Below are 22,902 nucleotides of genomic sequence, written 5' to 3' on the forward strand. Positions count from 1 at the left end.
CCTGCGTCGTTTTCGGACGCCTGGGCTTTGTCCGAAAAGTCGGCGAGCGCAGGCATTTTCGGACACAGCTAGTGCCCGGCGGGGCCGTCACCTAACTCCGACTCCAGTCGGCGCTTCACTGCCCCGGGCGAGCCGGTACGGCGGGCCAGCAGGTCATAGGCCACCGGTACCACGAACAGCGTGAAGCAGGTGGCGGCAGCCACCCCGGCGATGATCACGGTGCCGATCACCATGCGCGCCTCGGAACCGGCGCCGCCGGAGACGATCAGCGGGACGGCGCCGGCCATGGTGGTCACCGCGGTCATCAGGATCGGCCGCAGGCGCGTCACCGCGGCGTCGACCAGGGCGTCGCGGAAGGCCAGGCCCTGGTCGCGCAGCTGGTTGGCGAACTCCACGATCAGGATGCCGTTCTTGGTCGCCAGGCCGATCAGCATCACCAGCCCCACCTGGCTGTAGATGTTGAGCGACTGGCCGGTGACCAGCAGCCCCAGCAGGGCGCCGCTCATGGCCAGGGGCACGGTGAGCATGATCACGAAGGGATGCACGAAGCTCTCGAACTGGGCGGCCAGCACCAGGAACACCACCAGGGCGCCGAGGAGCAGCAGGAAGGTGGTGGCGCCGCTGGCCTCGCGGTAGTCCCGCGAGGGGCCGGCCACGTCGGTGTAGGCCTCCGGCGGCAGGATCTCGGCGGCGGTCCGCTCCAGGTACTCGAGCGCCTCGCCCAGCGGATAGCCGTCGGCCAGGTTGGCCTCCAGGGTGATGGCGCGGATGCGGTTGAAGCGGTTCAGCGTGCCGGGGCCGGCGAAGTCGGTGAGCCGGACCAGGCTGGCCAGGGGGATCAGCTCGCCCGAGCGCGTCGAGCGCACCTGGATGTTGTCCAGCGCGCGTGGGCTGTTCTGGCTGGCACGGTCACCCTCGACGATGACGTCGTACTCCTCGCCATTGTCGACGTAGCGAGTGACGTTGCGCCCGCCGAGCAGCACCTCCAGGGTGCGGCCGATCTCGGTCACCGTGACGCCGAGGTCCGCGGCGCGCTCGTGGTCGATGTCGACCCGCAACTGCGGCTGGGTCTCCCGGTAGTCGCTGTCGAGGCCGATCAGCCGCGGGTTGTGCTCGCGGATATGCGCGAACATCCGGTCGCGCCATTCGGCGAGCTCCTCGAAGGTGCCGCCGCCGAGCACGAACTGCACCGGCTTCTCGGTGCGCTGGCCGAAGCCCGAGCGCATCACCGGGAAGGCCTGCACGCCGGGCAGGTCGGCGAGTCGGCCGCGCACGTCGTCCATGATCTCCCAGGCGCTGCGGCGACTGCCCCAGTCGGTCAGGCCCATGATCACGAAGCCGCCGTTGAAGGTCTCGATGTTGCCGAAACCGCGCGGCGAGCGCACCACCACCCGCTCGGCGTCGCCGGACTCGACCAGGGGCATCAGCCGCGCCTCGATCTCGTCCATGTAGTCGAGCATGTAGTCGAAGGTGGCGCCTTCCGGGCCGCTGACCAGGATGAAGAAGTTGCCGCGGTCCTCCTGGGGCGTGTACTCGTTGGGCAGCTGCTCGGCCATCCAGGCGGTGGCGGCGATCAGCGCCACGAACACCGCCAGCACCGCCAGGCGCGCCCTGAGCACCCAGCCCAGCAGGGTGCGGTAGAGGCGCTGGGAGCGCTCGAGCAGCCACTGTACGGCGCGGGCGGCGGGACTGTCGTAGATCGCCGGCTTGAGGATCTTCGAGGCCATCATCGGCGTCAGCGTCAGTGCCAGCAGGCTGGAGATGGCCACCGCCGCGGCCATGGTCAGGGCGAACTCCGAGAACAGCCGGCCCACGTTGCCCTGCAGGAAGCTCAGCGGCACGAATACCGCGATCAGCACCAGGGTGGTGGCGATCACCGCGAAGGCGATCTGGCGGGTACCGCGGAAGGCGGCGACCAGCGGCGTCTCGCCGAAGTCGTGCATGCGCCGGTTGATGTTCTCGAGCACCACGATGGCGTCGTCGACGATCAGGCCGATGGCCAGCACCAGCGCCAGCAGGGTCAGCAGGTTGATCGAGAAGCCCAGGGCGGCCAGGGGGATGAAGGCGCCGATCACCGCGATCGGCACCGTCACCGCTGGCACCAGGGTGGTGCGCACGTTGCCGAGGAACATGAAGATCACCACCACCACCAGGCCCATGGCGATGAACAGGGTCAGCACCACCTGCCGGATGGCGCCGGAGACGAACACCGAGGCGTCGAAGTTCATGTTCAGTGCCATGCCCTCGGGCAGGGTGTCCTGCAGGCGTTCCATCTCGGCCTGCACCCCCCGGGAGAGTTCCAGCACATTGGCGGTGGACTGTTTCATCATGCCCAGCCCGACCAGCGGCGTGCCGTTGGAGCGGAATACGGTGCGATCCTCCACCGAGCCGATCTCGATCCGGGCCACGTCGCCCAGCCGCACCAGGTAGCCGTCACCGCCCCGGGCCAGCGCCAGGCGCGCGAAGTCGTCGGGCTCGCTGAAGCCACGGGGCAGGCGCACGACGAACTGGCGGTCGCGGGATTCGATGGAACCCCCGGGCAGCTCGACGTTCTCGGCCCGCAGGGCGCTCTCCACGTCGCTCACGGTGAGTTGGCGGGCCGCCAGGGCGTTGCGGTCGAGCCAGATGCGCATGGCGTAGTCGCTGCCGCCGCCCACCCGCACCCGGGCCACGCCGGGCTGTACCGAGAAGCGGTCGACCAGGAAGCGGTTGGCGTAGTCGGTGAGCTCCGGAATGGAGTAGCCCGCGCCGGAAAGGCTCAGCCACACCACCACCTCCTCGCTCGAGTCGGCCTTCTGTATCTCGGGCGGGTCGGCCTCGTCGGGCAGGTTGCGCAGCGAGCCGGCGATGCGGTCGCGGATGTCGTTGGCCGCGGCGTCGATGTCCTTGTCGAGGCCGAACTCGATGTTGATCCGCGAGCGGCCGTCCTCGCTGGAGGAGGTGATCACCTCGATGCCCTCGACCCCGGCGATGCAATCCTCCAGCACCTGGGTGATGCGGGTCTCGACGACGCTGGCCGAGGCGCCGGAATAGCGGGTGTCGATGCTGATCACTGGCGGGTCGATGGAGGGGTACTCCTGCAGCGCCAGCCGCTGCAGCGAGAGCAGGCCGAAGGCGATGATCAGCAGCGCCAGCACCGTGGCCAGCACCGGGCGCTGCACCGAGATATCGGACAGGCGCATCAGGCGTCTCCCGCGTCGCGGTTGGTCTCGAGGATCTCGCGGATCGAGATCTCGTCATCGGCGATGCCGATCAGCTCCACCCGGTCGCCCTCCCGGGCCCGCTGCACGCCATGGGCCACCACCAGCATCCCAGGTTCGAGCCCCTCGAGGATCTCCGCCTGGCCGGTACGGCGTTCGCCGACCCGTACCTCGCGGCGCTCGAGCCGGTTGCCGTCGTCCTCGTCGATCACCAGCACGTACTGGCGGTCGCCGCTGGGGAGCAGCACCGACTCCGGGACCACCACCGCCTCGCGGGGGCGGCGCTGGAGCACCACCTCCATCAGCATGCCGGGCCGCAGGCGCAGCTCGGGGTTGGCCAGCTCGGCGCGCACCACGACGCTGCGGCTCACCGGGTCGACCCGCGAGCCGACGCTGGCCACCTCGCCCTCGAAGGTCTCGTCGGGGAAGGCCACGCTGCGGGCGGTCAGGCGCAGGCCCGGTTCGAGCAGCGCCAGGTAGAGCTCCGGCACGCTGAAGTCGAGCTTCATCACGTCGAGCTTGTCCAGCGTCACCAGCTCGGTGCCCGGGGTGACCAGGGCGCCGTTGCTGATGTTGCGAAAGCCCACCCGGCCGCCGAAGGGCGCGCGCAGCCGGTAGTTGGCCAGCCGCGCCTCCAGCGCCTGGATCTCGGCCTGCACCTGGCGCAGCTGGGCCTGGGCGTCCTCCACGTCGGCCCGCGGCGCCATGTTGCGGCTCTGCAGCTGGGTCAGGCGTTCGACGGCGTTGCGACGCTCGTCACGCAGCGCCTGGGTGACCCGCAACTGGGCCTGCTCCTCGCCATCCTCCAGCCGCACCAACAGCTGCCCGGCCTCGACCACCTCGCCATCGCGGAAATTCACCTCGGCGACGATCTCGGTGACGGTGGCGGAGAGCGTCACGCTCTCGTCGGCGCGCAGGGTGCCCAGCGCCTCCAGGGGGTCGGACCAGGGCTCGAGGCTGGCCCGGGCGCCGATCACGGCGGTGCGCTCCTGGGCGGCCAGCGGCAGGCTCAGGGCCAGGCTGAGCAGCAGGGCAATGGCCGGCAACCAGCGGGCCAGCGGAAAGGGGAGGGATCGCGATGTCAGGGTCATGGGGGCTCTTGGTGTGAAGCGGGCAAGCGAGGGGGCTAGGCGATGGTGTTTAGACCAAGGGGCTGGCCGCCCATCCCTGGGGGCCTGCCTTGGGGTTCTGAAAAGTAGCCTAGCCATCCGGCGCTCACACAGTGTGACAACAATGCACAAGTTGGCGGCGCCTCTCACCACCCAATGTACAAGAGTTGTACATGGGAGGGCAGTCACCGCTGCCATGGGCCCCCAAGGGCCGATCGGTGGTGCGACGCAAGATACTCCTAGGGTCCTGCAAGATACTCCAAGCGTAACTGCATTGTAACGGCGATGCTCAGTCACGTGAGCCGGGGCGAGAGGCGCCGGTTCCCGACAACAGCAGGCTTGAAAGACAACCGGACGGGAGAAGCAACCATGAGCAAGCTGATGCAGGGTGTCGAGCGCTTCTGGCGCGAGGAAGAGGGCACCGAGGTAGTCGAATGGGCACTGGTATGTGGGCTACTTGTAGCGGCTGGTGCTACGTTGTATGTGCTTATTGGTGGCCATGTAAATGACATTATGGCGTTAGTAGAGGGGCTTCTTAGTACTGCTTCAACAGAAGCAGCAACATACTAGTTATTAGTTATATAGTCGGGCGCTGACTTAACAGCGCCCGACTTTACCAAACTTACAGAGATGATACCCATGATCCTAAATCAGCTGCTGATCCCTGTTCTGATACTATTGCTGATCTGGAGCGCGGCGGCCTGGGATCTGCGGATGCGGAGGATCCCCAATCGTCTTGTTCTGGCCGGGGCCGCAATGGGAGTCCTGCTGCAGGTGGTACTGGCAGGTCCCGGCGGTGTCCTGGCCGCCATCACGGGCTTGCTGGTAGGGCTGGCCATCCTGCTGCCGGGCTATCTGCTTGGCGTTACCGGAGCCGGTGACGCCAAACTGATGGCGTCGGTGGGCACCTTTCTAGGCCCATTGGGCGCCTTCCAGGCGGCACTCGCCAGTATCCTTGTCGGCGGTGTGATTGCCATGGGATTTGCATTGAGTGCACTGTTTTCTCGCCAGTCCGTTTCTCCCAGGGGCCGCTATGGGCTGATGGTCCGCACCCTGGTCACCACCGGCCGGCCGCTCTATATCCCCCCCGCCGAGGGGGAGGTAATGGGCAGGAAGTTTCCCTTTGCGGTGTCGATCGCCATCGGCACCACGGCCTGGATGATCTGGCAATGGCCGCTGGCCTGAAAGAAGGCGGAAGAAATAAAGAAGGAAGAAGGAAGAGAAAGCCAGGAAGAAATCAGCGGGAATTGCCAGCCCATTCGCTATCAAGTTAACGGTTTGTAACGCAATGTGAGGTCTCCCATGCACCAGGAAGCGCCAACATTCCACAACGCCACCGCCAGCCGTGCGGCGGCCCGGCGGGCGCCCCGCCCCGGCAGCGTGGCAGAGACCGGGCTTTCGGTGCTCTATCTGGGCGACCTGCTGGTCAAGCAGCTCTTCGAGCAGGGCGTGCTCGACCTGCATCAGTTGAGCCAGGGGTTGGCCCTCGCCGGCGGCGTGGTGGAGGAGATCTGCCGCTTCCTGCGCGACGAGGGGCGCCTCGAGGTGCGCGGCCAGGGCCAGGGCGGGGTGCTGCGCTTCGGGCTGACCGACCGCGGCCGCGCCTCGGCGCTGGAGGCGCTCAACCGCGACGGCTACAGCGGCCAGGCGCCGGTCACCCTGGAGGCATACAGCGCCCGGGTGTGCAGCCAGGCGCTCAGCGACGTGGCCATTCGCCGCGACACGGTGACGGCCGCCTTCGCCGATACGGTAATCGACCCGGCACTGCTCGACCAGCTGGGGCCGGGGCTGCACTCTGGCCGCGCCATGTTCATCCACGGCGAGGCCGGCACCGGCAAGAGCTATATCGCCCGCCGCCTGGTGCGGCTGCTGGAGGGCGAGGTGCTCATTCCCCACGCCATCCTGATGGGCGGAAAGGCCGTGCGCTGCTATGACCCCGCCGTGCACCAGGCGCTGGACGACCCGGCCGAGGCGCTGCCCGCCGCGCAGCTCTATCTCGAGGACGGCCACGACCCGCGCTATGTGCGTTGCCACCGGCCCTGCGTGGTCACCGGCGGCGAGCTGACCATGGAGCGCCTGGAGATCCAGTACGACGCGGCCACCCATATCCACCAGGCCCCCGTCCAACTGCTGGCCAACAACGGCATGCTGGTGATCGACGACCTGGGGCGCCAGCGCATGAGCCCCACCGAGCTCTTCAACCGCTGGATCGTGCCGTTGGAGGAGCGCCGCGACTTCCTGGCGCTGAGTAACGGTTACCACTTCAGCGTGCCCTTCGACGTGGCCCTGGTGTTCTCCACCAACCTGGACCCGCTCACCCTGGCCGATGCCGCCTTCCTGCGCCGCATCGGCTACAAGATCCGCTTCTCGGCGCTGTCGCGCGATGCCTACCTGGCCATCTGGCAGCAGCAGTGCCAGGCCCAGGGCCTGCCCTTCGAGCCGGCGCTCGCCGAGTTCGTGATCGACGAGTTGCATGCACGCCATGGCGTGCCGCTGCTCGCCTGCCACCCCCGCGACCTGCTGAGCCTCGCCGGGGACCAGCTCGCCTACCGGGGCGGCGGAGCCCCCGACCGCGAGACCTTGAGCTGGGCCTGGCAAACCTACTTCGGCGACTTCTCCGATGCCTCGGATGGATCGAATAGAGATGCCGCCGCCAACCGGAGGGATGCACCATGAAACGCAAGGGTATTTTCGCCATGTTCGCGCTCTCGCTGCTGATGGCGCTGGGAGCGGCCGGGGTGGCCATGAACTGGATGCAGGAGCAGGGCGGCGACAACGAGGCGCTCGCCGATGCCACCCAGGTGGTGGTGGCGGCCCTGCAGGTGCCCTTCGGCACCACCGTGCAGGCCTCCGATCTCAAGGTGGTAACCATGCCCAAGGACGTGGTGCCGCCCAGCAGCTTCAACGATGTCGAGAGCGTGGTGGGGCGGGTCAGCAACCAGGTGATCTATCCCGGAGAGATCGTGCTGGAGGGGCGGGTCTCCGAGCACCTGGGCGGCAGCGCCCTGGCGGCGCTGCTCGACCCCGGCAAGCGCGCCATGAGCGTGCGGGTCGACGACGTGGTGGGCGTGGCCGGCTTCCTGCTGCCGGGTAACCGGGTCGATGTGCTCTCCACCAAGCGCAATGGTAGCCGCAACAACGTCGAGTCGAAGACGGTGCTGCGCAACCTCAAGGTACTGGCGGTGGACCAGATCGCCAGCCAGGAGCGTGATGGCCCGGTGATCGTGCGTGCCGTGACCCTGGAAGTATCGACCAAGGAGGCCGAGTCCCTGGTCAAGGCCACCCAGGAGGGCAAGGTGCAGCTCACCCTGCGCAACCCCCTTGAGAAGGAGGACGAATCGGACCTGCTGGTGGCCCAGCGCTCGGTGCTCAACGTCGACGAGCCCGAGGAGCCGGCCTCGCCGCCACCGCGGCGTGCGGCACCGGTTCGCCACCAGGTGCAGGTGATACGTGGCACCCAGAGCAGCACGGTAAGCGTTCGTAACTAAAAATGGCAGTTCAGGGTGGCAGGCCAGGCACTACCGGAGCTATCACTGTAAGGGAGCATGGTAAGGGAGTATGAGAACGGCATCGATCGCCACGACGGGATCGATCACCGCAAGAACAGCAAGAAGATCGGAAAAAGAACGGCAAAAAAGCACAGCAAGAAGAACAGGCAACAGGGGAGAGTTGACATGATCAGGCAAGGCGAATGGCTGAAGTGGCTGGCACTGGCACTGCTGGCGTTGATGGCGGCGGGCTGGGCTTCGCAGCTCTCGGCCCAGACCAACGAGCGCAGCGTCTCCATGCCCCGGGAGGGGCGGGCGGTGTCGGTGGCCGTGGCGATCAACAAGGGGCAGGTGCTGCAGTTTCCCCGGCCGGTCGGGGTGGTTTCGGTGGGCAACCCCGAGATCGCCGATATCGTGGTGATGGGCTCCCGCCAGATCTATGTGCTGGGCAAGTCCACCGGCACCACCAATGTGGTGCTCTGGGACCGCTCGGAAAGCGTCGAGGGCACCCTCAACGTCACCGTGACCCACGATCTGGAGACCCTCAAGAGCAACCTGCACGACCTGCTGCCCGGCGAGAACGTCCAGGTGCGCTCGGCCCAGGAAGGCATCGTGCTCAGCGGCGAGGTCTCCAGCGCCGAGCGGCTGGAAACCGCGCTGCGCCTGGCCAACCGCTTCGCCGGCGGCGAAGGGGGCGTGCTTAACCTGATGCAGGTGGGCGGCGCCCAGCAGGTGATGCTCGACGTCAAGGTGGCGGAGGTGTCGCGCTCGCTGGTCAAGCGCCTGGAAGCCAACTTCAACGTCTTCAATGTCGGCTCCTCGGCACTGCGTATCGGCGGCGTCAGCGGCGGGGCCAGCTTCCCGGATGCCACATTCTCGGGAATGGGTGGAGATCGCCTGTCGGCATTGCCTTTTATCCCGGGACAGACACCTGTTGGTCCAGCCGTATCGGAGTTCACGCCGGCCACCGCCACTATCGCGGATACCGGTATCTTCGCCAGCTACCAGCGCAGTGACTACCTGCTCAACCTGGTGCTGGATGCGGCCAGCCGCGAAGGGGTGGCCAAGATCCTCGCCGAGCCCAACCTCACCACCCTGACCGGCCAGCCGGCCCAGTTCCTGGCCGGCGGCGAGTTCCCAATTCCCGTGCCCCAGGGCGACGGCCAGGTGGCCATTGAGCACAAGGAGTTCGGCGTGGGGCTGGGCTTCCTGCCGGTGGTGCTCGATTCCGGCACCATCAACCTCAAGGTGGATGTTTCGGTCTCCGACCTGGTGCCGGCCAACAGCCTGCAGGTCGGCGTGGGTAGCGGGGTAGGCGCCCAGTTCTTCGTGCCGGCGCTGGCCAAGCGCAGCGCCAGCTCCACCGTGGAGTTGGCCACCGGCCAGACCATCGCCATCGCCGGCATGCTCAACGAGAGCCTGCGCGAGAACGTCTCCAAGCTGCCGGGCCTGGGCGAGGTGCCGGTGCTGGGGGCGCTGTTCCGCAGCCAGGAGTACATCAAGGAGCAGACCGAGCTGGTGATCTTCGTCACCCCGCGCCTGGCCCGCTCCTTCGCGCCGGAGCAGGTGCGGCTGCCCACCGGCTCCTTCGTGCCGCCCAGCGACCTGGAGTTCTACCTGCTGGGCAGCTTCCAGTCCCTCGAGGAGCGCGGCAACCCCCGGCCTCGACCCACCAGCTTCGACCTGGAGCTGATGTCGAACCGCTCGGAGGGCGGAACCGAAGGCCGGTTCGGCCACGACCTCTGATGGCTTACCGCCTTCGCTGCAACCACTCGGGAGAACGCACCATGTTTCATTTACACGGATATCGTTGGCAGCTGATCGGTTTCAGCCTGAGGGGTCTGACCCCCGGGACGTCGGGATCGTCGTGGACAGCCCATGTGGCCGGTTGCTGTCGGACACGGGGTCAGACCCCTGGAGCGAGGGTGGCGTCTGCAAACGGCATCCGCCTGCTGGTGGCACTGGGCGCCATCCTCTTGCTGGCCGGCTGCATGGCGCCGCGGCCGGGCGCCGACCTGCCGCCCTTCGGCGACAGCATGCGCCATACCAGGGCGGCCCAGACCTATGAGCCCGGCGACGAGGTGCCGCCGCTGCACGGCGCCAAGGCGGCAGAGGCCATGCACGGCTATCGCCAGCCGGCCGGCGGTGGCGGTCAGGCGCCGAGCAGCTCGATGCCCTGATGACGTACCGGTCGATGACCAGGACTCTCGATGACAAGCAGGTGATGCAATGCGTAAACGGCTCGAAATACTGCTGGCAGGAAGGGCCAGGGAGGAACTGAAGGCCCTGGAGTCGCTGCTCTGCAGCCAGGGAGACATCCAGGTGAGTTCCCGGCAGATGGTCAACGGTAACGTCGACCCCCTGGAAGGCGTCTCGCCCCTGCCCGACGCCTTGGTGCTGCTGGTCGGCGATCTCTGGGAGGCCGAGCTGACGGCGCTGTGCGAGCGGCCGGCGAGCGAACGCCCGCCGCTGCTGGTGGTGGGGCCCAAGGGCAATGTGGAGCTGATTCGCCTGGCCATGCGCGCCGGCGCCAGGGACTTCTTCTCGCCGCCCATCGACGATGGCGAGATCCTGCAGTTCCTGCGCGAACTGGCCCGCGACCGGCGGCAGGACCCCGGGCGGGTGGCACGCACCACCGCGGTGATCAACGCCAAGGGTGGCTCGGGGGCCAGCCTGGTGGCAGCCAACCTGGCCCATCGCCTCGCACGGAAGGGGCGCAGCACGGTGCTGGTGGACATGGACGTGCAGTTCGGCTCCCTGCCGCTCTATTTCAACCTGGTACCCGACCATGGCCTGGTCCGGGCGCTGGAGTCGGCCGACAGCCTGGACACCCTGGCGCTCGAGGCCTACCTGCGGCGCCACGACAGCGGGGTGGGGTTGCTGGCCTCCTCGCCGGGGGACCACCTGAGCCTCGGCGAAGTGCCGGAAGGCCGTGTCGAGCAGCTGCTGCAGGTGCTCGCCCAGGCCAATGACGAGGTGGTCGTCGACCTGCCGCGCTGGATCAACGGTGCCATTGCCTGCGTGCTGGAGCGGGCCGACCAGGTACTGGTGGTATTGCAGCAGGGCGTGGCGCATCTGCACGACGCCCAGCGCCTGCGCGACATCCTGATCCATGAGCTCGGTCTCCTGCCATCGCGGGTCAGCGTGGTGGTCAACCGCTACGACAAGCGCAGCGACATCGACCTCGAGGCCATCGGCGATGCCCTGCCGGGGCTGGTGCTGCGCACGCTGCCCAACGACTTCAAGCAGGCCTGCCACAGCATCAATGTGGGCAGTCCGCTCGGCGAGATCGCCCCCAAGTCGCCCCTGACCCGCCAGCTCAAGGCGCTGGTCGAGGCACTGGATGCGCCGCCACCCGCCGCCGGCCCGCCCAGGAAGCGCTCGCTGCTGGGTTGGGCCCTGCCGGGAAGGCACTGATCGCTGGCAGGCATTGATCGACGGAGACGCCCCCCGAGGGCGACAACGCACAAGAGCAAGGCAAGAGCAAGGAGAGAAGCGATGAACCTGCGAGAACGCATGACCCCTTCCGGAGAGAGCGAGCCGCGTGCGGGCTGGGCGGGCCGCGGCGCCGGCCGGCTCTCCCAGGCCGAGCAGGAGTACAAGCAGCGGCTGTTCCGCCAGCTGGTCAAGGTGATGGACCTGACCCTGCTCAGCACCCTGGAGGAGCGCGAGGCGCGGTCGCAGGTGCAGCAGGTCTGCGAGTCGCTGATGAGCAAGGAGACGCTGCCCTTCAATGCCGCGCTGCGCCAGCGCATCGTCACCGAGCTGCAGGACGAGGTGCTGGGGCTCGGGCCGCTGGAGACGCTGCTTGCCGACGGGACGGTGTCGGACATCCTGGTCAACGGCACCACGCCCATCTATGTGGAGCGTCGCGGCAAGCTGGAGCAGACCGAGCTGCGCTTCGACAGCGACGCCCACCTGATGACCATCATCGACCGCATCGTCTCCAGCGTCGGGCGGCGCATCGACGAGTCCTCACCCATGGTGGATGCACGGCTCAAGGACGGCTCGCGGGTCAATGCGGTGATTCCGCCACTCTCCATCGACGGCCCCATGCTGTCTATCCGCCGCTTCGCGGTGGAGCGCCTGGGGGTGGAGCGCCTGGTCGAGTACGGCAGCCTCTCGCCGGAGATCGCCCGGCTCATGGAGAAAGTGGTCAAGGCGCGGCTCAACGTGCTGGTCTCCGGCGGTACCGGCGCCGGCAAGACCACACTGCTCAACGTGCTCTCGGGCTTCATTCCCCCCGACGAGCGCATCGTCACCATCGAGGACTCGGCGGAGCTGCAGCTGCAGCAGCCCCATGTGGGGCGCCTGGAGACCCGGCCGCCCAATATCGAGGGCAAGGGCGAGGTAAGCCAGCGCGACCTGGTGCGCAACAGCCTGCGCATGCGCCCCGACCGCATCGTGGTGGGCGAGGTGCGCGGCGGCGAGGCCTTCGACATGCTGCAGGCCATGAACACCGGCCACGACGGCTCGCTGACCACCATCCACGCCAACACCCCCCGCGATGCGCTGACGAGGATCGAGAACATGGTGGCCATGAGCGGTTACCAGCTGCCACCCCAGGCGCTGCGCTCGCAGATCGCCTCGGCCATCGACGTGGTGGTGCAGATCGAGCGCCAGGAGGACGGCGTGCGCCGCCTGGTCAGCGTGCAGGAGGTCAACGGCCAGGAGGGCGAGATCATCACCATGTCGGAGATCTTCCGCTTCGAGCGGGAAGGCGTCGACGCCGAGGGCAAGGTGGTCGGCCGCTACCTGGCCACCGGGGTGGTGCCCGGCTTCCACGACCACCTCAAGCGTCGCGGGCTCGACCCGGGCCTGGAGATCTTCCAGAACAGCGGAGGGCAGCGGTCATGGATCTGATCGGCCTGGACATCCAGCTCTCCGACCAGGCGATCGTCATCGGCATGGTCTTCATCGCCGCCTTCCTGCTGGTGCAGAGCTTCCTGGTGCCGGCCTTCGGCGAGAATCGCCAGGCCCAGAAGCGGCTCAAGAAGCGCCTGCGGGCGATCTCCGCCGAGGGGGAGCGCAGCGAGATCTCCCTGGTGCGGCGCAAGTACCTGCGCGAGCTGTCGCCCCTGGAGCGGGCGCTGGAAGCCCTGCCCGGCATGGCGCGGGTGGAGCAGCTGGTCGAGCAGGCCGGCCGCGAGACACCGGCCTACCGGGTGGTGGGGCTGGCGCTGATGCTGGGGGCCGGCGCCAGTGTGGCGGGGTTTTTCCTGCTCCCGCTGCCTCTACCACTGGTGGTGTTGCTGGGGCTCGGTGTCGGGGCCTTGCCGTTCCTGAGCCTGACCCGGGCCCGCAGCCGGCGCCTGGCCCGATTCGAGGAGCAACTGCCCGATGCCCTGATCGTCATGGCCCGGGCGCTGCGCGCCGGGCACCCCTTCAGCGATGCCATGCACCTGGTGGCCGAGGAGATGGCCGAGCCCATCGCCGGCGAGTTCCGCACCACCTTCATGGAGATCAGCTACGGGGGGGATATGCGAGGCGCCATGCTCGGCCTGCTGCGGCGGGTGCAGAGCGTGACGGTGATGATCTTCGTCACCTCGGTGCTGATCCAGAAGGAGACCGGCGGCAACCTCGCCGAGTTGCTCGATGGCCTGGCCGCCGTGGTGCGCGACCGCTTTCGCTTTCACCGCAAGGTGCGCACCCTCTCGGCCCAGGGGCGGATGGCCGCCTGGATTCTCTCGCTGCTGCCCTTCGTGCTGGCAGGGGTGCTGTCCCTGGTCTCGCCGAATTTCATTCCCATGCTGACCCAGGATCCGATCGGGCGGCAACTGGTGGTGGGGGCCTTCGTGATGATCGTCATCGGGATTCTATGGATGCGCAAGATCGTGCGCATCGAGGTCTGAGGAGGGCGCGACATGGAAAGCTTGTTGGTATGGCTGGAGCCGTTCGGTAACTTGCTCGACGACCCCCAGGCAGTGCAGCTGGGCTTTGCCGCCATGCTCGGCCTGGCGATCTTCGCGCTGATGGTTGCCGTGATGCTGGTGGTGATGGGGGTTTCCGATCCCCTGCGCCGGCGCCTGCGCCACCTGGAGGCCAGCGCCGCCACTGGCACCGCCGCCGGGGAGTCGGGCCTGGGCCAGTGGCTGGGGCCCATGGGCGAGCGGCTGGTACCCACCGAGGAGGAGGCCAGGAGCCGCATCGCCCGGGAACTGCGCCGTGCCGGCAAGCGCTCGCCCGGTGCGGTCAACCTGTTCTTCGGCGTGCGCCTGCTGTGCACGGTGGTGCCGCCGCTGCTGCTGCTGATACTGGTGGTGCCCTTCGTGCGCCTGGAGCCCGCCGTCAGCATCATGCTGGTGGTGTCCAGCGCCATCGCCGGCTACCTGCTGCCGCGCTACTGGCTGGAGCGGACCATCAAGCGCCGCAGCCTGCTGCTGCGCCGCGGGCTACCGGATGCGCTCGACCTGCTGGTGGTGTGCAGCGAAGCAGGGCTGGGCCTGGGGGCGGCCATCCAACGGGTGGCCCGCGACCTGGAGGTGAGTCACCCGGAACTGGCCGAGGAGCTGCACCTGTTCGGCCTGCAGACCCGGGCCGGCATGGACAACAAGGCTGCCCTGCGCGACCTGGAGGAGCGCACCGGGGTGGATGACATTCGCGGCCTGGTCACCACCCTGCTGCAGAGCATGCGCTTCGGCACCAGCATCGCCATGACCCTGCGCATCTACGCCGTGGAACTGCGCGACAAGCGCACTCAGGAGGCCGAGGAGAAGGCTGCCAAGGTCAGTACCAAGATGCTCTTTCCGCTGGTCTTCTGCATCTTTCCCAGCTTCTTCGTGGTCTCACTCGGCCCCCCCCTGTTGGGGGCTGTGGCGGCCCTGGCCGGCCGTTGAGCCGGCACACCTCAATAACGACGATAACCTGCATTCGGGGAGAACATGTCATGACACCCAAACAGCACCTTCGAATCGCCGGTGCGGCGCTGGCCCTGCTGCTGGGAGGCTGTGCCAGCACCGCCCAGCAGCAGGCCGGCTCGGACCCCTATGCGGCGCTGGGCAACGGCGGCTCCTCGGTCGAGTACGGCACGGCCTTCCCGGTCGCCTCGCCGGAGGAGGCCTACCGCAACGGCAACGCCGCACTGAGTGCCGGCGACCCGGATCGGGCGCTGTTCGAGTACCTGCGCGGGCTGCGCATGGAGAAGCGCCCCCAGGCCGACCCGCTCTATCGCGTCGGCATCATCCACCATGGCCGAGGCAACCACGACCTGGCCGAGAAGGCCTATCGCTGGGCACTGGAGATCGATGCCGACCACCGGGGGGCAGGTACCGCCCTGGGTATCGCACTGCTCGAGCAGCGCGACTTCGAAGGGGCGCGACAGCACCTCGAGCCGCTGGTCGCGCGAGGCAATGCCCCCTGGCAGGCGCATAACGCCCTGGGGGTGATCGCCGACATGGACGGCGAGCATGGCCTGGCCCAGGAGCACTTCGAGAAGGCGCTGGAAGTCGCCCCCGGCACGCCACTGGTACTCAACAACCTGGGCTACTCGCGCTACCTGGCCGGCGACTGGACGGGGGCGCGCCAGTCGCTGCGCCGAGCGGTGAGCGCCAACCCCAGCTATGAGCTGGCCTGGCGCAACCTGGGGCTGGTCTATGCCCGGGAAGGCGATCACGAGACGGCCATCGAGGCCGTGGCCCGCAACGGCGACCGTGCCAAGGCCTACAACGATATCGGCTATATCTCGATGCTCGAGGGGCGCTACGTGGACGCCATGGACTTCTTCCAGGAAGCCATGCGCCTGTCACCGGCCTACTACACCACCGCCAGCGAGAATGCTCGCAACCTCGACGGCTTGTTGCGGCGCAACGGCGCTGACCGACTCGAATGACGGCATGAGTGGCAACCACGGATCGCCAGGTCGCGGAGGAGCGGATCATGAAAGGTCAGAAACGGAAGCGGGCATCGCTGCGCAGGCAAAAGGGGACGGAGGTCGTCGAGTTCGCCATTGTATCCTTCCTGTTGTTCCTTCTGCTGTTCGGCATCATCGAGTTCAGCGTTGCCCTGTTCGACAAGGCGACACTGACCAACGCCAGCCGCGAGGGGGGGAGGACCGGCATTCTGTTTCAACCCGGGGATCGTTCTCTCGACAATAGCACTGGTCAGTGTCCTGACAGTGTCGTGACAGAGGATGACGCCATCAGGGATGCCGTCTGTCGCTATGCGGATGACTTCCTGATCTCGCTGGGTGGCGGGCCGGATGAAATGACCATCGAGATCGAACGTTTCGACCGCAATGGCAATGGCCGCTTCGATGCCGGCGACGAATTGATCGTCACTGTTGACTACCCCTACCACTTCCTGCTGCTGCCAAGTTTTGTCGGCACCCTGGGCGGAGTGCTGGAGCTCTTTGCCACCACCACCATGCGAGCGGAGTAGCCATGAAACTGCACATTTCACGAGGCGCGACCTGGCGCCATGGATCTCCCAGCCGGCAGGGCGGTGTCTCCATCGTGCTGTTCGCCTTGGCGCTGGTCATGCTGATAGGGTTCACCGCCCTGTCGGTGGACGGTGGCAATCTCTTCGTGGCGCGCAACGAGCTGCACAACGCCGCCGATGCCGGCTCCCTGGCCGGGGCCCGGTTGCTCTATACCGACGACGGCAGTTCGGTGAATCCGGGCGCCAACCAGATCGCCACCGATGCGGCCCAGGCCAACAACAGCCAGAACTCCCCGTCGGAGGTGATCAGCGCACTGCGTGGCCACTGGAGCTTCGCCAACCGCACCTTTACCCCCAATGACTCCCTGGAGCCGGTGAACCTGACGACGAAGACTACTGAAGAGCTGGATCAATATGATCCTTTTGACCCTTTCATCAATGCGGTGGAGGTGGTCACGGCCCGACAGCAGACCCAGGTGGAGGCCTTCTTCGGGCGTATCTTCGGCTTCGAGGGCTATGATGTTGTTGCACGCTCGGTGGCCTATGTCGGTTATGCCGGCACGCTGCGCCCCGAGGATGTGGATCAGCCGATCGCGCTATGCAAGCAGGCACTGGAGGATCCGGATGGCAACTACTCCTGCGATGTGGGGCGTTTCATTCCCGAGGGCGACCAGACCGGTGGCTGGACCAACTTCGAGCATGACCAGAGTGGCGCCACCAATGCCAATGAACTCCGGGATCTGATATGCGGTGATGGCAACGAGAACGAGATGTACTACGGCGAGGATATCGCCACCAATAATGGTCAGGTGCAGTCGGCGTTCAGCGCACTCTACGACTGTTGGGTGGAGGCGACGGACCGGGAGATCACCTGGACCCTGACCCTGCCGGTGATCGACTGCGAGGATGGTGTCGCGCCCAGCAATACCCTGGTGGGGGCGGTCACCGTGAATATCGTGTGGATGATCGACAACAATCAGAACCTGCCCCAGATCGATCAATATGCTCCCCAGCAGATGAGCCTGGCGCCGGATTCCGAGGACGTAGAATGGCCCGGCGACTGGGTAAACAGTAGCACGAGCGGCACCGAGCGCTGGGATAGTTTCGTCGATCACTTTTCGCTGCAGAATCAGAACGATGAACCGGCCGACTGGAGAACGCAGAGTATCTACTTCCTGCCGAGCTGCGACTATCACGAACCCAAGGGTCAGACGGGGGGCGAGAACTACGGCATCCTGGCGCGAATACCTGTCCTGGTGGACTAGACAGCCCGAGCCCCCTTGGCGTTGGCTACTGCCTTGCAGCCAGCGCCCTTTTTGGTTGTTTGATCGTGCGGACGTCTTGCAGATGGAATGTCGTCGGTGGCTCGGTGACGGCGGCTGTCGAGGGATCTTACTCGAGATCTCCTGGTACCCAGGAACATAGCTGAGGCCCTGCGGGGTCCCGACCCTGAGGCCTCCCCAGAAATATTTCAGAATTATCAATGCATTGGACATGGATGGGTGGCAGGCTGCCAGCGCTGCAGGTCCCTATGGGGTCAGACCCCAGCCAAATCGCGAAGCCCGTCATGGTGCGTCTTGCGGGCGGATTCGACGCCGCCGGGGTCTGACCCCATAGGGGCGGCCTCGGCGCCTTTTTCGGCGAACATGCCGCCATCGTCGAGATATTCGCGGGAAGGCTCAGGGGCCACCATTTACCGCGCCAGGCAGGGAGAATGGTGTTTCATCATGGCCAGGTGGCTATCGGAGAGCCCCGACTGCCTGCTGCATGCCGATTGGCCTCCGGAGACGTGCACGAGCTTGCCATACTTGACGGTCAGGGTCTGGCGATAGGCCGTCGGCGTATGGCCGACATGCTTCTGGAAGGTGCGCGTGAAGTAGGAGAGGTCGCGGAAGCCGACGCTGAAGCAGACATCGGTGACCGTTACCCTGGGGTTGGCCAGCAGGCGCTGCGCCTCGGTGATGCGGCGCGTTAGCAGATAGTCCTGGAAGGTGCTGCCGGTGAGTTTCCTGAACAGCCGGCTGAGCTGGAAGGCGCTGAGGCCGCAGCTCTCGGCCACCTCGGCCTGGGCGATCTTCCTGTGCAGGTGCTGGTCGATGAAGGTGATGGCCAGGTCGAGCCGCGCCTCCTGGTCGCCAGGCGCCGGAAAGCGGATTCGCGCCTCGGCGGGAATCTGGTTGTGCACCTCCATGGCCTTTCGGGACTCCTTGGCGCTGTGCCTGGGGACCCTCAGCTGGTAGAGCGTCTTCATGACCTCCAGAAACCTGGCGAGGTCCACGGGCTGCACGAAATAATCCCACACCCGGCTGCGAAAGGCCCAGACGGCCAGGCTCTCCGAATGGGCCTGGGTCACCATCAGCAGCGGGACCGATGCGACCCGCTGCTTGGCCTGGCGCAGATCCGCCAGCCCCTGCAGGTCGGGATAATCGAACTGGTAGCAGGCCGCGATGGGCGGCCGTGCCGTCATGGTAGGAATCGGGTCCTGCCCCGCGCCGACGAGTTCGACATGGTAACCCTGTTGGCGCAGGACGCGATGGTAGTCGTTTTCGTGAGTTTCCTGAAGATTACGAACCACAACCAGTACATAGTCATGAGCCTGCATGACGAAGATCCCCCTGTGTTCCCTCTGCTGCCGGTACATCGGGTGTCTCTGGCGATACAAGGGCACTCGTTCTTGTAACGTTATGTGCCTGGCGCATCCGATGATTGCCGTTTCCGTTTGATTGTAGCTTTTCTTTTCAAAACGTATGCTTTTACTTCTGTCGAGCATGGGCCAAATGACTGCTTCCTTCCGCATGGGATTTCTCATACCCGAGCGGGGGGCGCCAGGGCTATCGCAGTTGACTGTAGCGAGGGGCGCCGGGGGCAGGCCGAAGAGGAGGTCCTACGCCATGGATGGCGTCGGTAGCGCCCATGGAGGGGTTTACAGCGCCTCCTCGCAGGCCTGCCGGCGGATCAGCCCCGAGCCATGCTGCTATCTGCGATAGCCCTGGGGATGTCGCCTTGCCGATGGCGGGGCTCGGCCACTCTGGTAGAATCGCCGGCCCTGTTGTCGATAGCGATGGTGACGCCGCATGCCCCTCCAACCCGATGTCGTGGTGATCGGCGCCGGTGCCGCCGGCCTGATGTGCGCGCTCACCGCCGGCTATGCCGGCCGGCGCGTGCTGGTGCTGGACCACGCCAACAAGGCCGGCAAGAAGATCCTGATGTCCGGCGGCGGGCGCTGCAACTTCACCAACCTGGCCACCACGCCCGCCAACTTCTTCTCCGCCAACCCCCACTTCTGCATCTCGGCGCTGAAGCGCTACCGCCCCGAGCACTTCGTCGAGCTGGTCGAGCGGCATGGCATCGACTACGTGGAGAAGGCGCCGGGTCAATTGTTCTGTGCCCATTCGGCCAGGGAGCTGCTCGGCGTGCTGCTCACCGAGTGCGACTGGGCCGGGGTGGAGATCCGCCTCGCGACCGCCGTCGAGGGCATCGAGCGGGTGGGCGAGGGCATGCGGCTCGAGATCTCGAGCGGACGCATCGACACTGGCGCGGTGGTGGTGGCCACGGGAGGCCTGTCGGTTCCCACCATGGGGGCCACCGGCTTCGGCTATGACATCGCCCGCCGGTTCGGCCTGGCAGTCACGGAGACGCGCCCGGCGCTGGTGCCCTTCACCCTCACCTCGCACTGGAAGGAGCGGGCCTCCGCCCTGGCCGGTGTCTCCTGCGAGGTGAGGGTGCGAACGCTGCGCGACGGCGAGCCGCGGGGGCGCTATGCCGAGCCGATACTGTTCACCCACCGCGGCCTCTCCGGGCCGGCCATGCTGCAGATATCGAGCTACTGGGAGCCGGGCGATGAACTGGCCATCGACCTGCTGCCGGGGCTCGATGCCTTCGGGGCGCTGACAGCGGCGCGTCGCGACACCCCCCGGCGCCAGCTCTCGAGCTGGCTCGCCGAACGGTTGCCCAGGCGGCTCGCCCAGGCGCTCATCGAGTGGCATGGCGGCGACGGGGTGCTCGCCGAGCGCTCCAATGCCGAGCTCGCCGCCTGGGCAGCGCGTCTCGGCGACTGGCGCCTCAAGCCCGCCGGCACCGAAGGCTGGCGTACCGCCGAGGTAACCCTGGGTGGTGTCGATACCCGGGCGATCTCGTCGAAGACCTTCGCCGTCGATGGCCTGCCGCCGCTGCGCTTCATCGGCGAGGTGCTCGACGTCACCGGGGAGCTCGGTGGCTACAACTTCCAGTGGGCCTGGGCGAGCGGTGTCGCCTGCGGCAATTCCCTCTAGCGTCACACCACCACCGCGTTCCGGGTCTATGCTGCTCTCAGGTGGGAGACAACTTGAGAGGGAAGACATGAGCATGATTTCCGTCCATCACGAGCCGGGGGTCGACGAGACAGCGCTTGGCGAGCGCGTCGTGGAAGAAGCGGTACGCCAGGGCGAGATTCTCGGCTGGCAGGCGGTACGCCTGACCGAGGTGGCTGCCCGCCTCGGGGTGCCGATGAGCCAGGTGCTGGCCGAGTACCGGGATCTCGACGCGGTGGCCAACGCCTGGTTTCGGCGCGGCTGGCAGGCGATGCTGGACGAGAAACCCGAGGGCTTCGCCCATTGGCCCGAGCAGGCGCGCCTCGAGCACTGCCTGCTGGCCTGGTTCGGTGCCTTCGCCGCCCATCGCCGGGTCACCGTGGAGATGCTGCGCACCAAGGCGCACCTGCCGCACCTGCACACCTGGGTGCCGATGGTCTTCGACCTCTCGCGCACCATCCAGTGGCTGCGCGAGGCGGCCGCGCTCGAGGCCCGCTATGGCAGCCGTCGTGCCCGGGTGGAGGAGATGGCCCTGACGGCCCTGTTCACGGCCACCCTGGCGGTGTGGGCCCGCGACCACAGCGAAAACCAGACCCGGACCCGGCGCTTCCTCGAGAAACGGCTGAGCCGGGGTGATAGCTGGATGAAGTGGGTGCCGGGTGGTCACACTAGGACACCGGCCGAGGCGATGATCTAGGCTTTCCAAAAACTGCCATCGCTCGCCGACTTTTCGGGCAAGGCCCCGCCGGGGCGCTTAGAGGAAACGGCCGCCGGAGGCGATGGCCACGGTGACGAGCCCCAGGATCAGGTTGATGCCGATCAGCCGGCGGATTTGTGCCAGCTGCTGGCCGCCTTGCGGCCACTCCTCGGCGGCCACGGCCCGGGCGAGCCGGCGGTAGGGGGCGAACCAGACGTGCAGGAAGATCGCCATCATGGCGAGCCCCGTCAGCAGCATCAGGTGGACATGCCAGCGGGCCCCGCCCATGCCACCGAAGACCGCGAACAGCATCCACAGCCCGGTGCCCAGCAGCACGATCAGCGCCGCCCAGACCCAGGGAAAGAAGCGCTGGAAGACCTGTCGCCACAGGGTCAGCCGCTGCGGCGGGTCGAGCAGGCCCACGGCCACGGGCCGCAGGATCATCCAGGCGAAGAACATGCCGCCGACCCAGATGACGGCGGCGAGTACATGCAGGGTGATGGCGATGGCCATGGGCATCTCCTCAGGTGTCGAGCCGGGCCAGGGCATCGCCGGTGTTCATCACCCCGGCCAGTTCCCGGGCGGGCAGGCCATTGTCGTCCCGGGCCGCGGGGTCGTCGGGTGGGGCGGTCATGCGCGCTCCGTGGCCGGGTGGGGGAAGATCAGGTCACCCTGCGAATCAGACGCAGGAGGGGCCGGGCGCGGCTGACCAGCAGCGCACCGGCCACCAGACGCCGGGCGAGGCGGGCAACCGAAGCGGGATGGCGGATTCCGCGATAGAGCAGCAGGCCCCCGCCGATCAACAGCGGGGTCCTGGCCTGCATCAGCTTGTGCCAGCCGTCGTCGAGGTAGTGGCCGGCCTCGCGCCAGCGACTGGCCTCGACCAGGATATCGATGCGTTGCTGTTCGATGGCGGCCTCGAGCCGTGCCTTGTGGTCGGTGCGGTCGACATCGGCGCGTCGGGCCGGGAGCCGAGACGTGGCGGTGTCAGTCATGGCGTGAGCGCTCCACCAGTTCGCGATCGGTCGCCAGGTGCTTGAGGGTGCTCGCGAGCAGGGTGCGGCGGCGCGCCAGGCGGCGCACCCAGAGGGCGAGGGCGGTACCGCTGCCGAGCAGTATCAGCGCACTGAGGCCGATGGCGACGAGGCGGTGACTGTCCCAGAACATCACCACCACCAGCAGGGTCAGCACGGCGAGGCCGAGCAGCAGCAGCAGCAGGCTCAGCCCGGCGAGCAGCAGCAGGGTGACGAGCCGGGCACGCTCCTCCTCGAGTTCCAGCACGGCGAGGCGCAGCCGCGTCTCGCCGGTGGCCAGCAGGCTGCCCAGCAGGCGCTTGCCGGCGGTGAACAGCCGCTGTGCCGGTCCCTGGCTCTCCGCCATCAGCGACGCCCGATCAGCATGCCGACGACGACCCCCATCGCGGCACCGATGCCGATGCTGGTCCAGGGATTGTCGTGCACATAGCGATCACAGGCGTCGGCCTGGTGGGTGAGGGTTTCGCGGGTCTCGCCGTAGAGCCGCTCGCCGCGGGCCTCGAGGCGGTCGCGGGTATCCTTGAGGCGCTTCTCGGCGCGCTCGCGCAGCTCCTTGATGTTGCTGCGGGAATCGTCGGCGGTGGCGCTGACCAGCTCCTCGATGGTCTGGGTCAGGTGGTGCAGGTCTTCCCTGAGCTGCTGGGCGGACTCATGGGTATTGGGGGTTCGGCTTGCCATCGGGGTCTTCCTCTGACGGTGAATGACAGGC

Annotated in this window: 22 protein-coding genes; 15 read left to right on the forward strand and 7 right to left on the reverse strand. The window is 67.1% G+C overall.

What is annotated here, in order from left to right; genetic code table 11:
* Window positions 1-68: 68 nt before the first annotated feature.
* Both CR157_RS11630 and CR157_RS11635 read right to left on the reverse strand, forming a co-directional pair.
* Entirely contained in the window at window positions 69-3,182 is a 3,114-nt protein-coding gene (locus CR157_RS11630; protein WP_110283696.1) for an efflux RND transporter permease subunit, read from the reverse strand.
* Window positions 3,182-4,291, reverse strand: coding sequence for an efflux RND transporter periplasmic adaptor subunit (locus CR157_RS11635; protein WP_110283697.1), 1,110 nt, complete (start codon window positions 4,289-4,291; stop codon window positions 3,182-3,184). The genes CR157_RS11630 and CR157_RS11635 overlap by 1 nt, the downstream gene beginning before the upstream one ends.
* Window positions 4,292-4,678: 387 nt before the next feature.
* Here CR157_RS11635 and CR157_RS11640 point away from each other — a divergent pair, with 387 nt between their 5' ends.
* The 13 genes from CR157_RS11640 to CR157_RS11700 all read left to right on the forward strand — a co-directional run bounded on the left by CR157_RS11640 (window position 4,679) and on the right by CR157_RS11700 (window position 17,438).
* Window positions 4,679-4,879, forward strand: a complete 201-nt coding sequence (locus CR157_RS11640; RefSeq protein WP_110283698.1) for a Flp family type IVb pilin — start codon at window positions 4,679-4,681, stop codon at window positions 4,877-4,879.
* Between the two features lie 69 nt (window positions 4,880-4,948).
* Window positions 4,949-5,494: an A24 family peptidase gene (locus CR157_RS11645; RefSeq protein WP_258364141.1), complete on the forward strand. Its 546-nt coding sequence runs from the start codon at window positions 4,949-4,951 to the stop codon at window positions 5,492-5,494.
* Window positions 5,495-5,611: 117 nt separating this feature from the next.
* Complete coding sequence (locus CR157_RS11650) at window positions 5,612-6,985, forward strand: AAA family ATPase (protein WP_110283699.1); 1,374 nt, start codon at window positions 5,612-5,614, stop codon at window positions 6,983-6,985.
* Complete coding sequence (cpaB, locus tag CR157_RS11655; RefSeq protein WP_110283700.1) at window positions 6,982-7,797, forward strand: Flp pilus assembly protein CpaB; 816 nt, start codon at window positions 6,982-6,984, stop codon at window positions 7,795-7,797. Before CR157_RS11650 ends, cpaB begins: the two co-directional genes overlap by 4 nt.
* Window positions 7,798-7,983: 186 nt before the next feature.
* Window positions 7,984-9,543 (forward strand): type II and III secretion system protein family protein, encoded by a 1,560-nt coding sequence (locus tag CR157_RS11660; protein WP_110283701.1) that lies wholly within the window; start codon window positions 7,984-7,986, stop codon window positions 9,541-9,543.
* A gap of 179 nt (window positions 9,544-9,722) precedes the next feature.
* The gene (locus CR157_RS11665) at window positions 9,723-9,977 is read left to right on the forward strand and encodes a hypothetical protein (protein WP_110283702.1); all 255 of its coding nucleotides are present in this window, start codon (window positions 9,723-9,725) and stop codon (window positions 9,975-9,977) included.
* Between the two features lie 49 nt (window positions 9,978-10,026).
* Window positions 10,027-11,214, forward strand: a complete 1,188-nt coding sequence (locus CR157_RS11670) for an AAA family ATPase (protein WP_110283703.1) — start codon at window positions 10,027-10,029, stop codon at window positions 11,212-11,214.
* An 81-nt stretch (window positions 11,215-11,295) separates the two neighbouring features.
* The gene (locus CR157_RS11675; protein WP_110283704.1) at window positions 11,296-12,660 is read left to right on the forward strand and encodes a CpaF family protein; all 1,365 of its coding nucleotides are present in this window, start codon (window positions 11,296-11,298) and stop codon (window positions 12,658-12,660) included.
* Window positions 12,651-13,649, forward strand: a complete 999-nt coding sequence (locus CR157_RS11680) for a type II secretion system F family protein (protein WP_110283705.1) — start codon at window positions 12,651-12,653, stop codon at window positions 13,647-13,649. Before CR157_RS11675 ends, CR157_RS11680 begins: the two co-directional genes overlap by 10 nt.
* 12 nt (window positions 13,650-13,661) lie before the next feature.
* Window positions 13,662-14,633 carry a type II secretion system F family protein gene (locus CR157_RS11685; protein WP_110283706.1) on the forward strand — a complete coding sequence of 324 codons (972 nt, stop codon included), beginning with the start codon at window positions 13,662-13,664 and terminating at the stop codon, window positions 14,631-14,633.
* Between the two features lie 50 nt (window positions 14,634-14,683).
* Window positions 14,684-15,625: a tetratricopeptide repeat protein gene (locus tag CR157_RS11690; RefSeq protein WP_110283707.1), complete on the forward strand. Its 942-nt coding sequence runs from the start codon at window positions 14,684-14,686 to the stop codon at window positions 15,623-15,625.
* Between the two features lie 47 nt (window positions 15,626-15,672).
* Window positions 15,673-16,173 (forward strand): TadE/TadG family type IV pilus assembly protein, encoded by a 501-nt coding sequence (locus tag CR157_RS11695; protein ID WP_110283708.1) that lies wholly within the window; start codon window positions 15,673-15,675, stop codon window positions 16,171-16,173.
* Between the two features lie 2 nt (window positions 16,174-16,175).
* Window positions 16,176-17,438, forward strand: a complete 1,263-nt coding sequence (locus CR157_RS11700) for a TadE/TadG family type IV pilus assembly protein (protein ID WP_110283709.1) — start codon at window positions 16,176-16,178, stop codon at window positions 17,436-17,438.
* 428 nt (window positions 17,439-17,866) lie between these two features.
* On the opposite strand, the gene CR157_RS11705 is transcribed toward CR157_RS11700, so the two are convergent.
* Window positions 17,867-18,775: a helix-turn-helix transcriptional regulator gene (locus CR157_RS11705; protein WP_181422043.1), complete on the reverse strand. Its 909-nt coding sequence runs from the start codon at window positions 18,773-18,775 to the stop codon at window positions 17,867-17,869.
* 472 nt (window positions 18,776-19,247) lie between these two features.
* On the opposite strand from CR157_RS11705, the gene CR157_RS11710 reads away from it, so the two are divergent.
* On the forward strand, window positions 19,248-20,444 hold the full coding sequence (locus CR157_RS11710) for an NAD(P)/FAD-dependent oxidoreductase (protein ID WP_110283711.1): 1,197 nt from the start codon (window positions 19,248-19,250) through the stop codon (window positions 20,442-20,444).
* A 67-nt stretch (window positions 20,445-20,511) separates the two neighbouring features.
* The gene (locus tag CR157_RS11715; protein ID WP_181422044.1) at window positions 20,512-21,159 is read left to right on the forward strand and encodes a TetR/AcrR family transcriptional regulator; all 648 of its coding nucleotides are present in this window, start codon (window positions 20,512-20,514) and stop codon (window positions 21,157-21,159) included.
* Between the two features lie 57 nt (window positions 21,160-21,216).
* Here CR157_RS11715 and CR157_RS11720 read toward each other — a convergent pair whose 3' ends face one another.
* The 4 genes from CR157_RS11720 to CR157_RS11735 form a co-directional block, all read right to left on the reverse strand.
* Window positions 21,217-21,672: a DUF4149 domain-containing protein gene (locus CR157_RS11720; protein ID WP_110283713.1), complete on the reverse strand. Its 456-nt coding sequence runs from the start codon at window positions 21,670-21,672 to the stop codon at window positions 21,217-21,219.
* Between the two features lie 149 nt (window positions 21,673-21,821).
* Window positions 21,822-22,154, reverse strand: coding sequence for a YqjK family protein (locus CR157_RS11725; protein WP_110283714.1), 333 nt, complete (start codon window positions 22,152-22,154; stop codon window positions 21,822-21,824).
* Window positions 22,147-22,539 carry a phage holin family protein gene (locus CR157_RS11730; protein WP_110283715.1) on the reverse strand — a complete coding sequence of 131 codons (393 nt, stop codon included), beginning with the start codon at window positions 22,537-22,539 and terminating at the stop codon, window positions 22,147-22,149. The genes CR157_RS11725 and CR157_RS11730 overlap by 8 nt, the downstream gene beginning before the upstream one ends.
* Complete coding sequence (locus CR157_RS11735; RefSeq protein WP_110283716.1) at window positions 22,539-22,871, reverse strand: DUF883 family protein; 333 nt, start codon at window positions 22,869-22,871, stop codon at window positions 22,539-22,541. Before CR157_RS11735 ends, CR157_RS11730 begins: the two co-directional genes overlap by 1 nt.
* Between the last annotated feature and the right edge of the window lie 31 nt (window positions 22,872-22,902).

It is taken from the genome of Halomonas sp. LBP4 (assembly GCF_003202205.1).
GTDB lineage: Bacteria > Pseudomonadota > Gammaproteobacteria > Pseudomonadales > Halomonadaceae > Halomonas > Halomonas flagellata.